This window comes from Streptomyces sp. LUP30, assembly GCF_001746365.1.
Taxonomy (GTDB): Bacteria; Actinomycetota; Actinomycetes; order Streptomycetales; family Streptomycetaceae; genus Streptomyces.
This window is the reverse complement of record NZ_MJAJ01000032.1, coordinates 78607-91721: the sequence shown is the minus strand read 5'-3', so window position 1 is coordinate 91721 and position 13115 is coordinate 78607. Positions and strand designations below refer to the sequence as shown.

The window sequence follows — 13115 nt, the reverse complement described above, 5'->3', positions numbered from 1 at the left end:
CCACACGCCCAGCCCGACGCCGAGCGCGGCGACCAGCCCGCCCGCCAGCAGCGCCCGCGGCGCCACCGTCCGGTGCGGCCCGCGCCGCGGTCCGCGCTGCGGCTCTGTCTTCGGCGCCGGGCGCCGATGCCTGTGCCTGCTCACCCCGCCAACCGTACGACCCTCATCCCGCAGAAGCGCGTCGAAGACCGCGCGATGGGGTCTACGACACGTTCTGAAACTCTCCCGTTCGAGTGAAATTCGGGCGTCCGTCAGACACGTACTGACCACTCTCGATAACGTAGCGACACATCTTTCACTGCATCCCCTGCCACATCACACGTGACGCGAGGATCCACGCTGCCTGCGCACCCTCTCTCCCCTCTCTCCGGCTGCCTCGCCATACCGGCGCAGACCCGGACCTCACCCGCGCCCGCGCCCCTGCTCGACGGCTTCAACACCGCCCCCGTCGACGAGGCGCACCGCACGCTCCTCGCCTGTCTGCGCAGCCTCAGCTGGGCCCGCCGTATCGCCGACCACCGCCCCTATCCGACCCTCGACGCGCTCCTGGCCGCGTCGGACGAGGCGGCATACGACCTGACCTCGGGCGATCTGACGGAGGCGCTGGCCGCGGAGACCCTTCCCGCCCTGCCGGCGGACGCGTACGGCGCGGCCCACACGGCCCTGAGCGCCGCCCACGCGGCCTATGAGGCCCGCTTCGGGCACGCCTTCGTCATCAGCCTGGCGGCCGTCCCGCCGGACGAGCGCCTGGACCACGTCCTGGAAGGCATCCGGTCACGATTGGCGAACGATCCCGAGGACGAACGGGTGGTGGCGGCGGAGGAGCTGCGCCGCCTCGGAAAGGCGCGGCTGGTGAGCTGCTTCAGGGGCCCGGGGGTGTGATCCGTGCGGCAGCGCTGCCGGGTGCGGGCGGCCATGGCGGATCCCCACAGGGCGCGTAACCCCGCAATCCGGGGCAGACGGCCGCACAACGCCCGCCGCGAGCCGGGAACGCTCACCCATACGCGTGCCACTTTGATCACACCGGTAGGCCCGGCGTAAGCCCAGCGCCAGGGCATCGCTACGATGCTGGGGGCCGGTGGACCGTACCCGGCCGGGCCCGTCCGACGCCGAAGCCGGCAGGCCCCAATCCCCGCTCCCGGAGGGTTCTTCCGTGCCGGCTGGAACGCTGTACCGCGGCCGGGAAGGAATGTGGTCCTGGGTGGCTCATCGAGTCACCGGCGTCCTCATCTTCTTCTTCCTGTTCGTCCACGTGCTCGACACCGCGCTCGTGCGTGTCTCCCCCGAGGACTACGACAAGGTCGTAGCCACCTACAAGACCCCGATCGTCGCGCTGCTGGAGTACGGCCTCGTCGCCGCCATCCTCTTCCACGCGCTCAACGGTCTGCGCGTCATCGCCGTCGACTTCTGGTCGAAGGGCCCGCGCTACCAGAAGCAGATGCTCTGGAGCGTCGTCGGCCTGTGGCTCGTGCTGATGCTCGGGGCGATCTACCCCGTTCTCGGGCACGCCGCTCGTGAACTGTTCGGGAGCTGACACCGATGGCCACCACTGAATCCACCGCAGCCGGGATCGGCCCCGTCGAGGACGGCTCGTTCTACAACGTCGACAACCCGGCGCCCGTCATCGAGGCCCCGCGCCAGCGCACGAGGAAGACCCCGAAGTCCACCCGGGGCAACTTCGAGATGGGCGCGTGGCTGTTCATGCGCCTGTCCGGCGTCGTACTGGTCGTCCTGGTCCTGGGCCACCTGCTGATCCAGCTCGTCCTGGACGGCGGCGTCTCCAAGATCGGCTTCGCCTTCGTGGCCGGACGCTGGGCCTCCCCGTTCTGGCAGGTCTGGGACCTGCTGATGCTGTGGCTCGCGATGCTGCACGGCGCGAACGGTCTGCGCACGGTCGTCAACGACTACGCGGAGCGCGCGAACACCCGGCTCTGGCTGAAGGGCCTGCTCTACACCGCCACGGTGTTCACCATCCTGCTGGGCACGCTGGTGATCTTCACCTTCGACCCGAACATCCGCTAGGCACGGGGTTGCGAGAATCATGAAGATCCACAAGTACGACACCGTCATCGTCGGCGCCGGCGGCGCCGGTATGCGCGCCGCCATCGAGTCGACGAAGCGCAGCCGCACCGCCGTGCTGACCAAGCTCTACCCCACCCGCTCCCACACGGGCGCGGCGCAGGGCGGCATGGCCGCCGCGCTCGCCAACGTGGAGGAGGACAACTGGGAGTGGCACACCTTCGACACGGTCAAGGGCGGTGACTACCTGGTCGACCAGGACGCCGCGGAGATCCTGGCGAAGGAGGCCATCGACTCCGTCCTCGACCTGGAGAAGATGGGCCTGCCGTTCAACCGGACGCCCGACGGCACGATCGACCAGCGCCGCTTCGGCGGCCACAGCCGCAACCACGGCGAGGCCCCGGTCCGCCGGTCCTGCTACGCGGCCGACCGCACCGGTCACATGATCCTGCAGACGCTGTACCAGAACTGTGTGAAGGAGGGCGTGGAGTTCTACAACGAGTTCTACGTCCTCGACCAGCTGATCACCGAGGTCGACGGCGTCAAGCGGTCGGCCGGCGTCGTGGCGTACGAGCTCGCCACCGGCGAGATCCACGTCTTCCAGGCGAAGGCCGTGATCTACGCCTCGGGCGGCTGCGGCAAGTTCTTCAAGGTGACGTCGAACGCGCACACCCTGACCGGTGACGGCCAGGCAGCCGTGTACCGGCGCGGGCTGCCGCTGGAGGACATGGAGTTCTTCCAGTTCCACCCGACCGGCATCTGGCGCATGGGCATCCTGCTGACGGAGGGCGCCCGCGGTGAGGGCGGCATCCTCCGCAACAAGGACGGCGAGCGCTTCATGGAGAAGTACGCGCCGGTCATGAAGGACCTGGCGTCGCGTGACGTCGTGTCCCGGTCCATCTACACGGAGATCCGGGAGGGCCGCGGCTGCGGTCCCGAGGGCGACCACGTCTACCTGGACCTCACCCACCTCCCGCCGGAGCAGCTGGACGCGAAGCTCCCGGACATCACCGAGTTCGCACGCACGTACCTCGGCATCGAGCCCTACACGGACCCGATCCCGATCCAGCCCACCGCGCACTACGCGATGGGCGGCATCCCGACGAACGTCGAGGGTGAGGTCCTCAGCGACAACACCACGGTGGTCCCGGGCCTGTACGCGGCCGGCGAGGTCGCCTGTGTGTCGGTGCACGGCGCCAACCGCCTGGGCACGAACTCGCTGCTGGACATCAACGTGTTCGGCAAGCGGGCCGGCATCGCCGCCGCCGAGTACTCCCAGAAGGCGGACTACGTCGAGCTGCCGGAGAACCCGGCCGAGCTGGTCGTCGCCCAGGTGGAGCGGCTGCGGGCGTCGACGGGCACCGAGCGGGTGTCGGTCCTGCGCCGCGAGCTGCAGGAGACCATGGACGCGAACGTCATGGTGTTCCGCACGGAGCAGACGATCAAGACGGCGGTCGAGAAGATCGCCGAGCTGCGCGAGCGGTACAAGAACGTGTCGATCCAGGACAAGGGCAAGCGGTTCAACACGGACCTGCTGGAGGCCGTCGAACTGGGCAACCTGCTGGACCTGGCCGAGGTCATGGCGGTCTCCGCGCTGGCCCGCAAGGAGTCCCGCGGCGGTCACTACCGCGAGGACTACCCCAACCGCGACGACGTCAACTTCATGCGCCACACCATGGCGTACCGCGAGGTGGGCGACGACGGCACCGAGACGGTCCGTCTCGACTACAAGCCGGTCGTCCAGACCCGCTACCAGCCGATGGAGCGTAAGTACTGATGGCAACCCCGACCCTCGACAAGGCGGACGCGGCCGGCGCCCCCGAGCCCGGCTTCGCCGACTCCCCGTACATCACGGTCACCCTCCGCGTGCGCCGCTTCAACCCCGAGGTCTCGGCCGAGGCGGTCTGGGAAGACTTCCAGCTGGAGATCGACCCGAAGGAGCGTGTCCTCGACGCCCTCCACAAGATCAAGTGGGACGTCGACGGCACCCTCACCTTCCGCCGTTCCTGCGCCCACGGCATCTGCGGCTCGGACGCGATGCGGATCAACGGCAAGAACCGTCTGGCGTGCAAGACGCTGATCAAGGACATCAACCCCGCGAAGCCGATCACGGTCGAGCCCATCAAGGGCCTGACGGTCCTGAAGGACCTGGTCGTCGACATGGAGCCGTTCTTCCAGGCGTACCGGGACGTGATGCCCTTCCTGATCACGAAGGACACCAACGAGCCGACGCGCGAGCGCTTCCAGACCGCGGAGGACCGCGAGCGGTTCGACGACACCACCAAGTGCATCCTGTGCGCGGCGTGCACGTCGTCCTGCCCGGTGTTCTGGAACGACGGGCAGTACTTCGGCCCGGCGGCGATCGTCAACGCCCACCGCTTCATCTTCGACTCGCGTGACGAGGCGGGCGAGCAGCGGCTGGAGATCCTGAACGACAAGGACGGCGTCTGGCGCTGCCGTACGACGTTCAACTGCACGGACGCCTGCCCGCGTGGCATCGAGGTCACGAAGGCGATCCAGGAGGTGAAGCGGGCGCTGATCACGCGCCGCTTCTGACGCCGACCTCCGGCATGTCGTTCCGAGGGCCCCGCTTCCCGGTTTCCACCGGGAAGCGGGGCCTTCGGCGTGCCTGTGCCACGATCGGGTGAACGTGATCAAGAAGGACATCGGGACGCCGTCCGGCCTACGATGATGCTCTCGACACCAGCCCCGAGGAGGCACGCGATGTCCGCTGCATCCGTCGAGCAGCCCTACGCCGACGAGCCGTTCTCACTGACGGCCATCGCCGACGAGATCATGGAGCGTCATCCGGGCTACCGCGTCGAGATCATCAGAGGCCACCTCCTCGTGACACCGTCACCGGATGCCCCGCACGCCCGCGCCCTGACCCAGCTCATGATTCCCTTCATCGCTGCCGGGTTGCACGGCACGGAGACCGAGGTCCTGCAGAACGTCGGGCTGTGGCTGCCGACGGGCGCGGAGGACTACGCCATTCCCGACCTCGTGATCGTCGACGCCGACATCGACGACCACTTCGTGGAGAACAACGCGTACGACCCCGGCTGCTTCCGCCTGGTCCTGGAAGTCACCTCGGGGAACTGGAAGGACGACCTCAGGACGAAGGTCGCCGCGTACGCCCAGGCGAAGGTGCCCGTCTACGTCGTCGTCGACCGCAAGCACCAGCGCGTCCACGTCCTCACCGAGCCGGTCGTGGGCGGCTACGACAACCACCAGTTCTACGCGCCCGGCCAGTCCGTCACGCTGCCCGACGTCATCGGCGCCAAGGTCACCCTGGAGGCCGCCGAGATCCTCGCGGCCGGCCGCCCCAAGAAGAGCGAGTGAGCCGGGCTCACCACGACGCGTACCACTCCGGGTCGTCGCCGAGGCGGCGGCGCAGGTAGTCCTCCAGGCCGTTCGCGACCCAGCGGCGGCTGTCGCTCTCGTGGTCCCAGAGGAAGACGTCCGGTCGCTGCGGCTTGACGACGCAGGCGAACAGGTCGCCGCCGCCGCTCTCGCCGAAGAGCAGCAGGGGATCGAAGGGCATGTAGAGGTCGCGGAAGTCGGCCGAGCTCCTGAACTCCAGGTTGCGGCCCATCACTTCGCCGACGGAGCAGACGAGCGCGAACCCGTGTTCGTCGTGCGCGCCGTCCGCGACCCGCCAGAAGTCCTTGAGCGGGGCCGGAAGCGGGTGCCCCAGCACGGCCTCGGCCGCCCGCATTTCCTCCTCGCATCCGGGTCCGCCGAACTTGACGTCGGCGGAGAGCGAGGAGATGAGATCGATCCACATGCGGCCATCTTTCACGGATCCGCCCGCCGCACAAGCCCTTTCGTCCGCTGCCCGCCCGTTGTCCGTCCGCTGCCTGCCCGCTGCCCGTCCGCTGTCCGTGCGCTGCTTCGTCCCCCGCCCGGGTGACCCCCTGGTCAGGTCCTGCCGGGCGACCGTGCGTCCGTACCTAATCTGACTGCATGTCAGACGACCAGTCGTACGAGCTGCTCGGGTTCGACAACGTGCTGCTGCCGGTCGGGAACCTCGGCGAAGCCGTGGGGTTCTACGAGCGGGCGGGATTCACGGTGGCGTTCCGGTTCGACGAGGGCGGCATCGCGTCACTGAGGGTCGGGGGCGAGACCCCCGGCGTGCTGCTGCGGCAGGAGGAGGCCCTGGGGCACCGGCCGCCGCCGTGGCCGGCCACGCGCGTGTGGCTGGAGGTGGCGGACGCGCGGGCGACGGCCGGGCGGCTGGCCGAGGCCGGCATCTCGCCGCTCGACGCGCCGTTCGCCGTGGCCACCGGATGGACGGTCGAGATCGCCGACCCGTGGGGGAACGTCCTGGGCTTCACGGACTACTCCAAGCGCCCGGAGCTGGGCAGGCGTTAGAGGCCGCCCGCCCCAACCGACCCCTCTGTTGAACGTGTTCAAAAACAGCGCTAGAGTCGTCCTCGACAGCGTTTTGAACGCGTTCAAGAAAAAGGTGGGGAACATGGACCGCACGGTCATCGCCTACGTCATCTACCTGTTCGTCAGCATCGGTCTGACGATCTGGGTGGCCAGGACCCTCAGCCGCAACGGGCGGGTCTTCCTCGCCGACGTGCTCCAGGGCGACGACAAGCTCGCCGACGCCGTCAACCACCTCTTGGTGGTCGGCTTCTACCTCGTCAACCTCGGCTTCGTCGCCCTCTATCTGAGCGGCGACGACACCATCGAGGACACCCGGGGCGTCTTCGAGGCCCTGTCGACGAAGGTGGGCGTGGTGCTGCTGGTGCTCGGGGCGATGCACCTGGCCAACGTGTACGTGCTGAACCGGATCCGGCGGCGCGGGGTCATGGAGCGCGAGCAGGTTCCGCCGGTCGCCCCGCAGGGGTGGACGGCTCCGTCGGCGCCCGCGACCGGGGCGTGAGCACCATGACGGCCCACGAGGCCGCCCAGGCCGACCGGGACGCCCGCCGCGTCCCGGTCCGCCGGCTCACCGTCCTCCACGACACCGCGTGCTCGCTGTGCGCGTTCCTGAGCGACTGGCTGCGCCGGCAGCCGCAGCTGGTGCCGCTGGAGTTCGTGCCGGCGGGCTCCGCCGAGGCCTGCGCCCGCTACCCCGGCCTCGACCATCGCGCCACCCTCGACGAGATCACCGTCGTCGGCGACGCCGGCCAGGTCTACCAGGGGGCCGCCGCCTGGATCGTCACCCTGTGGGCGCTGCGTGAGCACCGCCCGCTGGCCCACCGGCTGGCCACCCCGGCCGGGGCCAAGGTCGCGCGGGCCGCCGTGCTCTCCGCCGCGAAGTGGCGGCAGGGACACCAGCGCGGCCCCGGCTGGGGCGGGGGCGTCTACCGCCGCGACGACGGGTGGACGTACGACCCGTTCACGGGCTGGACCCATCGCCCGCCCACCTGTGCCGACGGCCATTGCGCCACTGACTAGGCTCTCGTTCCGTGCCCGCTGACAACGACGGCCCCGCCGAGGCCGCTCCCCCGCCCCCGTCCCGCGAGGGCGCTCCCGCGTCCAAGTCCGAGCAGACGCGCGCGCTGATCCTGGAGACCGCGATGCGGTTGTTCCAGGAGCGCGGCTACGACCGGACGACGATGCGGGCCATCGCCCAGGAGGCCGGTGTCTCGGTCGGCAACGCGTACTACTACTTCGCCGGCAAGGAGCACCTGATCCAGGGCTTCTACGACCGGCTGGCCGCGGAGCACCGGGAGGCCGTCCGGGACATCCTGGCGCGGGAGACGAGCCTGGAGGCACGGCTGGCGGGGGTGCTGCGGACCTGGCTCGACGTGGCGCGGCCGTACCACGAGTTCGCCGTCCAGTTCTTCAAGAACGCGGCGGACCCGGACAGTCCGCTCAGCCCGTTCTCCGCCGAGTCGGAGCCCGCGCGCGTGCAGGCCATCGCCGTCCACCGGGAGGTCCTCGAGGGCTCGAAGGCCAAGGTGCCGGAGGAGCTGCGGGAGGTGCTGCCGGAGTTGATGTGGCTCTCGCAGATGGGCCTCGTCATGTACTGGATCTACGACCGCACGGAAGGACGCGAGCGCAGTTACCGGCTGGCCGGGCGGGGTGCGCGGCTGACCGCGCGAGGGGTGGCGCTGGCCCGGTTCCGGATCCTGCGGCCGCTCGTGCTGGAGGTGCACGAGCTGTTCACGGACTTCCTCCCGGGCATGACCAACGCCCTGCCCGACCCCGCCGGGAGGGCTCCGAGGAAGGGAGCCGCCGAGGGTGAGGACGGGCCGGGCGAGAAGAGGGGCGACGAAGGCGACGGGGCCGCCGGGGTGTAGACCACGGCGGCCCCGTCGCCGTTCAGTTCACGGCGTCCAGTTCGTCCTCGGTGAGTTCGACGTCGTAGACCAGCGGCTCCGCGGCGACCGTCACCTGCCGGGCGTGGGAGGCCGACGAGGCGGCGGTCGTCGCCAGCAGATACGTTCCCGGGCCCGGCACCGAGAGGACGTAGGAGCCGTCGGCGAGGGAGGTCACGCGGTCCAGCCGCCGGCCGCCCTTCGTCATGAGGGTCATCGTCGCGCCCTCGACCGGGTCGCCGGCCGCGTCCCGGACGAAGCCGTGGACGGCGGAGGCGGGGCCGCCGTCGGCCCCGGTGGGCGCCTCGTGCGGCTCGTCCTCCTTCGGCTCCACCGCCAGATGCGGCAGCCGCCGCTCCAGCCACCGCGGCAGCCACCAGTTGGAGTCGCCGAGCAGGTGCATCGCGGCCGGGACGAGGGCGGTGCGCAGGACGAACGCGTCCAGGGCGACGGCCGCCGCGAGCCCGACGCCCGCCGTCGCCGCGCCCGAGTCGCCGCTGAGCACGAACGCGAGGAACACGCAGACCATGATCAGGGCGGCCGAGTTGATGACCCGGCTGGTCTCCGCCAGGCCCACGCGGACCGCCCGCGCGTTGTCCCGGGTGTGCACCCACTCCTCGTGCATCCGGCTGACCAGGAAGACCTGGTAGTCCATCGACAGGCCGAAGAGCAGGGACAGCATGATGACCGGCAGGAAGGCGTTGATCGGGCCCTCCTTACCGAGGCCGAGCAGGTCCAGGCCCCAGCCCCACTGGAAGATCGCGACGAGGACGCCGAAGGAGGCCGCCGCCGCGATCAGGTTCATCACCGCGGCCGTCAGCGGCACCACCAGGGAGCGGAAGGCGACCAGCAGCAGCAGGAAGCCGAGCCCGATGATGGTGGCGACGAACAGGGGCAGGCGGTCCCCGGTGACGGTGGCGAAGTCCTTGGAGACCGCCGTGACGCCGCCCACGTGCGCCGTCACCCCGGCCCGCGGGACGACGTCGTCGCGCAGCCGGTCGATCAGGGTGTCCGTCTCCTTCGACTGGGGCGAGGTGGTGGGGACGACCTGGATCACGGTGACGCCGTGCGCGGGCGGCAGCGCGGCGACCTGGGCGACGCCGGGGGTGTCCTTGACGCCCTGGACGAGCGCGCCGGCGTCGCCGCCGTCCACGACCACCTGGAGCGGGCCGTTGAAGCCCGGTCCGAAGCCACGGGCGAGCAGGTCGTAGGCCTTCCGGGTGGTCGTGGCGCCGTCGTTGTTGCCCTGGTCGGTGGCGCCGAGGCGGAGCGACAGCACGGGGAGTGCGAGGAGGGCCATGACGACGACGGCGAGCGCGGCGATCGTCCGGGGACGGCGCTGCACCCGCGTCGACCAGCGGGCCGCGGGAGTGCTCGCCTTCTCCGGCTCCGGGCCCGACGAGGCGAGGCGCTTGCGCTGCTTGCGGCTGAGCACGCGCACGCCGAGGAAGCCCAGCAGCGCCGGCAGCAGCGTCGTGGCGGCGAGGACGCTCAGCACCACCGTCAGGGACGTGCCGATGACGACGCCGTCGAGGAAGCGCAGGTTCGTCACCAGCATCCCGGCGAGCGCGATGCACACCGTGCCGCCCGCGAACAGCACCGCCCGGCCGGAGGTGTTGAGGGCGGTGACCGCCGACTCCTCGGGATCCAGGCCGCGCAGGACGCCCTTGCGGTGCCGGGTGACGATGAACAGGGCGTAGTCGATGCCGACGCCCAGACCGATCAGGGAGGAGAGCAGCGGCGCCAGGTCGGGGATGTCGGTGACGTGGCTGAGCAGCTGGACCGAGAACAGGCCCATGCCGACGCCGAAGATCGCCACGGCGAGCGGCAGCAGCATCGCGAAGAGGGAGCCGAAGGCGAGGAAGAGCACCACCGCGGCCGCCGCGAGGCCGACCATCTCGGCGAGGCCGGTGGGCGGTTCCTGCACCCGCTGGATCGCCTGGCCTCCCAACTCGACCTCCAGACCGTCCCGTTCGACGCCCTGCGCGGTGTCGACGACGTTCTGGACGAGCTCCTTGGGCACCCCGTTCGCCTGCTCGGTGAAGGTGATCTGGGCGTAGGCGATCCGGCCGTCCCGGGAGACCTGCGTCGCCGCCCCCGCATAGGGGCTGGTGACGCCGCCGACGCCCTTCATCTTCGCGATGTCGTCGAGGGCGGGCTGGATCCGGGCCCGTACGTCCTGGTCGCGGACCGAGCCCTCGTCGACCTTCCACACGACCGTGTCGGTGTCGCCCGCGCGCGCGGGGAACGCCTTCTCCATCAGGTCGTACGCCTTCTTGGAGTCCGTGTCGGGGAGGGAGAAGACGTTCGCGTAGTCCGTGCCCGCCGACGAGGCCGAGAACCCCAGGCCGAACAGCGCCCCCACCCACACCAACAGGACCACCAGCCGATGCCGGTAGCACCAGCGCGCCAATGCCGCCACGATCGCAACTCCTCTACACAGGTCGACAGGTCCCCCAGGTCCTGGGCACCAGGATCGGCCGCGCCGGGCGGCCCGGCACCTGTGACGCCCCTGACTCTCAAGGAACTCCAATGCGCGAACCGGCCCCCCGAGCCCGGGGGGCCGCCGATACTGGGGGCATGACGAAGGCTTCGGGCACCGTGCTGGTCGTGGAGGACGAACCGAGCATCGCGGACGTCCTCGCCATCGCCCTGCGCTACCATCGCTTCGAGGTGATGATCGCGGGCGGCGTCCGCGAGGCCCTCGCGCTAGCCGACCGCACCCGGCCCGACGCGGCGCTGCTCGACGTGATGCTGCCCGACGGCGACGGGCGGGCGCTGGGGCGTGAACTGCGCGTGCGCAGGCCCGACCTGGCGCTGGTGTTCCTCACCGCGCGGGACGCGCCCGCCGAGATCGTCGGCGCCCTCGGCTTCGGCGACGACTACATCACGAAGCCGTTCGACATCGACGTGGTCGTCGCACGGATCAGCGCCGTTCTGCGCCGCACCCGGCCCGCCGACGTCCTCCCGCAGCGGCCGCCGCTGCGGTACGGAGATCTGGAGCTGGACGAGACGACGTACAGCGTGCACCGCGCGGGCCGCTCGGTCGAGCTCACGCCCACCGAGTACGCGCTGCTGCGTTTCCTGGTGCGCAACGGCGGCCGGGTCGTGCCCAAGGAGCAGCTTCTGCGCCACGTCTGGCAGTACGAGCACACCCCGCCGGAGTCGACGGTCGTCGAGACGTACATCAGCTATCTGCGGCGCAAGCTGGACGTCCTGGGGCCGCCGGTGATCACCACCCGGCGGGGCGTGGGATACGGGCTGGCATGAAGCGGGCGCACCGGCACGGCGTCCATTCGCTGCGGGCCAAGCTGACGGCGGCCAACGTGGGGCTGCTCGCGCTCGGCATCGTCGCCGCCACCGCCGTCAGCCTCATGGCGATGCGGCACTACCTGCTGGGCCAGATCGACTCCGAGCTGACCAGGACGCGGACATCGCTGGGCAGTTCGCAGCTCACCCTGCGCCAGATCGACTCGCTCAGCGTGCTGGGCTTCGTCCGTGACCGGCTGGTGCCCGAGTCCGGCGCCGACCGGCCGGCGCCGGACTCGGTCTTCACCGCCGTGGACGTCCGGGGGAAGGCGGTGGCCCTCTTCGGCGTCAAGCCGACCGAGGCGCAGCTGGGGCTCGCGGACGCCGTCACGGACCCCGGCGCACTCACCCGTGACTCCGACCCGCACGACGTGACGGTGCACGGGGCGGCGTACCGGGTGACGGCGACCCGGCTGTCCGACGGCACGTACATCCTGATGGCGACCTCGACGGACGCCCTCCACACGGGCATCGCGAAGGCCCTGCGGCTCGACCTCGCCGTGGGCACCCTGCTGCTGGCCCTGCTCGCCTGTCTGACGCTGTTCAGCGTGCGGCGGCGGATGCGGCCGCTGGAGGACATGGTGGAGACGTCGTCGGCGATCGCCGAGGGGGACCTCACCCGTCGCGTGCCCTCCAGCTGCCATCCCACCCAGGAGGTCGAGCAGCTGCGGCTGGCCCTGAACTCCATGCTCCACCAGGTGGAGACGGCGTACCGCACGCGCGAGCGCAGCGCGGCCCAGCTGCGCCGCTTCGTCGCCGACGCCTCCCACGAGCTGCGCACTCCGCTGGCCGCGATCCGGGGCTATCTCCAGCTGTACGACCAGGGGATGCTGCGCGAGCCGGAGGAGCGAAAGCGGGCCTGGGACCGGATGAACGGCGAGGTGGACCGGATGGGCCGGCTCGTCGACGAGCTGCTCACCCTGGCCCGGCTGGACCAGCGGCCCGAACTCCGGCTGCGCAACGTCGACGTGTGCCGGCTGGCGCGGGACGCGGCGCAGGACCTGCGGGCACAGCAGCCGGGGCGGCCGGTCACGGTGGAGGCGGACGGGTCGGTGCTGGTGCGGGCCGACGAGTCGGGGCTGCGGCAGGTGCTGGGCAACCTGGTGGCCAACGTCCGCACCCACACGGCACAGGACGTGCCGGTGCGGATCGGTGTGCGGCGCACGGACGGGGTCGTCACTCTGTCGGTCGAGGACAAGGGGCGGGGGCTGGGACCGGAGGACGCGGCCCGCGTCTTCGACCGCTTCTTCCGGGCGGGCGGCGGCGCGGGCAGCGGGCTCGGCCTGGCGATCGTGCAGGGGGTGGTCCAGGCCCACGGGGGCGATGTGACGGTGCGCACGGCGCCGGGCGAGGGCTTCGAGGTGACGGTGACCCTGCCGGCCCGCGCCCAGGCCTGCGCCTGAGCCGAGCGGGACGGGCGGGGGGACGTCGGTCGGGCAGGCGCTGATCGGGGCGTGGCCCGTCCGGGGGGCGGGCGGGGCCGGGGCCCGGACCGCCCTGCCGTGCGGG

Annotated in this window: 14 protein-coding genes; 12 read left to right on the top strand and 2 right to left on the bottom strand. The window is 70.9% G+C overall.

Annotated elements, in window-relative coordinates:
- Positions 1-321 precede the first annotated feature (321 nt).
- From BG482_RS24885 to BG482_RS24860, 6 genes are all read left to right on the top strand, one after another.
- Complete coding sequence (locus BG482_RS24885) at positions 322-882, top strand: 2-oxo-4-hydroxy-4-carboxy-5-ureidoimidazoline decarboxylase (RefSeq protein ID WP_069771351.1); 561 nt, start codon at positions 322-324, stop codon at positions 880-882.
- Between the two features lie 271 nt (positions 883-1153).
- A complete protein-coding gene (gene sdhC, locus BG482_RS24880) occupies positions 1154-1534 on the top strand; it encodes a succinate dehydrogenase, cytochrome b556 subunit (RefSeq protein WP_078504082.1) in 381 nt (126 codons plus the stop codon).
- 5 nt (positions 1535-1539) lie between these two features.
- Positions 1540-2022: a succinate dehydrogenase hydrophobic membrane anchor subunit gene (locus BG482_RS24875; RefSeq protein ID WP_069771350.1), complete on the top strand. Its 483-nt coding sequence runs from the start codon at positions 1540-1542 to the stop codon at positions 2020-2022.
- Between the two features lie 19 nt (positions 2023-2041).
- Positions 2042-3796, top strand: a complete 1755-nt coding sequence (gene sdhA / locus BG482_RS24870) for a succinate dehydrogenase flavoprotein subunit (protein WP_069771349.1) — start codon at positions 2042-2044, stop codon at positions 3794-3796.
- Positions 3796-4575, top strand: a complete 780-nt coding sequence (locus BG482_RS24865; protein ID WP_069771348.1) for a succinate dehydrogenase iron-sulfur subunit — start codon at positions 3796-3798, stop codon at positions 4573-4575. Before sdhA ends, BG482_RS24865 begins: the two co-directional genes overlap by 1 nt.
- A 168-nt stretch (positions 4576-4743) precedes the next feature.
- Positions 4744-5361 carry a Uma2 family endonuclease gene (locus BG482_RS24860; protein WP_069771347.1) on the top strand — a complete coding sequence of 206 codons (618 nt, stop codon included), beginning with the start codon at positions 4744-4746 and terminating at the stop codon, positions 5359-5361.
- 7 nt (positions 5362-5368) lie between these two features.
- Here BG482_RS24860 and BG482_RS24855 read toward each other — a convergent pair whose 3' ends face one another.
- Complete coding sequence (locus BG482_RS24855; protein ID WP_069771346.1) at positions 5369-5806, bottom strand: SMI1/KNR4 family protein; 438 nt, start codon at positions 5804-5806, stop codon at positions 5369-5371.
- A gap of 179 nt (positions 5807-5985) precedes the next feature.
- Between BG482_RS24855 and BG482_RS24850 the strand changes: the two genes are divergently transcribed.
- The 4 genes from BG482_RS24850 (at position 5986) to BG482_RS24835 (ending at position 8279) form a co-directional block, all read left to right on the top strand.
- Positions 5986-6393, top strand: a complete 408-nt coding sequence (locus BG482_RS24850; RefSeq protein ID WP_069771345.1) for a VOC family protein — start codon at positions 5986-5988, stop codon at positions 6391-6393.
- Positions 6394-6496: 103 nt separating this feature from the next.
- Positions 6497-6913 (top strand): hypothetical protein, encoded by a 417-nt coding sequence (locus BG482_RS24845; RefSeq protein WP_069771344.1) that lies wholly within the window; start codon positions 6497-6499, stop codon positions 6911-6913.
- 5 nt (positions 6914-6918) lie between these two features.
- Positions 6919-7431 carry a thiol-disulfide oxidoreductase DCC family protein gene (locus BG482_RS24840; RefSeq protein WP_069771357.1) on the top strand — a complete coding sequence of 171 codons (513 nt, stop codon included), beginning with the start codon at positions 6919-6921 and terminating at the stop codon, positions 7429-7431.
- A gap of 11 nt (positions 7432-7442) precedes the next feature.
- On the top strand, positions 7443-8279 hold the full coding sequence (locus tag BG482_RS24835; RefSeq protein ID WP_069771343.1) for a TetR/AcrR family transcriptional regulator: 837 nt from the start codon (positions 7443-7445) through the stop codon (positions 8277-8279).
- Between the two features lie 22 nt (positions 8280-8301).
- Here the strand turns inward: BG482_RS24835 and BG482_RS24830 are convergent, their stop codons facing one another.
- A complete protein-coding gene (locus tag BG482_RS24830) occupies positions 8302-10710 on the bottom strand; it encodes an MMPL family transporter (RefSeq protein WP_069771342.1) in 2409 nt (802 codons plus the stop codon).
- Positions 10711-10877: 167 nt separating this feature from the next.
- On the opposite strand from BG482_RS24830, the gene BG482_RS24825 reads away from it, so the two are divergent.
- Positions 10878-11567, top strand: coding sequence for a response regulator transcription factor (locus tag BG482_RS24825; RefSeq protein ID WP_069771341.1), 690 nt, complete (start codon positions 10878-10880; stop codon positions 11565-11567).
- Positions 11564-13009 carry a HAMP domain-containing sensor histidine kinase gene (locus tag BG482_RS24820; RefSeq protein ID WP_069771340.1) on the top strand — a complete coding sequence of 482 codons (1446 nt, stop codon included), beginning with the start codon at positions 11564-11566 and terminating at the stop codon, positions 13007-13009. The genes BG482_RS24825 and BG482_RS24820 overlap by 4 nt, the downstream gene beginning before the upstream one ends.
- The last annotated feature ends 106 nt before the right edge of the window (positions 13010-13115 follow it).

Bases quoted from the DNA above. Each gene is read 5' to 3' on its own strand.
- BG482_RS24840 (WP_069771357.1), top strand. From the start codon at position 6,919: ATGACGGCCCACGAGGCCGCCCAGGCCGACCGGGACGCCCGCCGCGTC.
- BG482_RS24850 (WP_069771345.1), top strand. From the start codon at position 5,986: ATGTCAGACGACCAGTCGTACGAGCTGCTCGGGTTCGACAACGTGCTG.
- BG482_RS24875 (WP_069771350.1), top strand. From the start codon at position 1,540: ATGGCCACCACTGAATCCACCGCAGCCGGGATCGGCCCCGTCGAGGAC.
- BG482_RS24855 (WP_069771346.1), bottom strand. From the start codon at position 5,806: ATGTGGATCGATCTCATCTCCTCGCTCTCCGCCGACGTCAAGTTCGGC.
- BG482_RS24865 (WP_069771348.1), top strand. From the start codon at position 3,796: ATGGCAACCCCGACCCTCGACAAGGCGGACGCGGCCGGCGCCCCCGAG.
- BG482_RS24845 (WP_069771344.1), top strand. From the start codon at position 6,497: ATGGACCGCACGGTCATCGCCTACGTCATCTACCTGTTCGTCAGCATC.
- BG482_RS24825 (WP_069771341.1), top strand. From the start codon at position 10,878: ATGACGAAGGCTTCGGGCACCGTGCTGGTCGTGGAGGACGAACCGAGC.
- BG482_RS24820 (WP_069771340.1), top strand. From the start codon at position 11,564: ATGAAGCGGGCGCACCGGCACGGCGTCCATTCGCTGCGGGCCAAGCTG.
- sdhA (WP_069771349.1), top strand. From the start codon at position 2,042: ATGAAGATCCACAAGTACGACACCGTCATCGTCGGCGCCGGCGGCGCC.
- BG482_RS24860 (WP_069771347.1), top strand. From the start codon at position 4,744: ATGTCCGCTGCATCCGTCGAGCAGCCCTACGCCGACGAGCCGTTCTCA.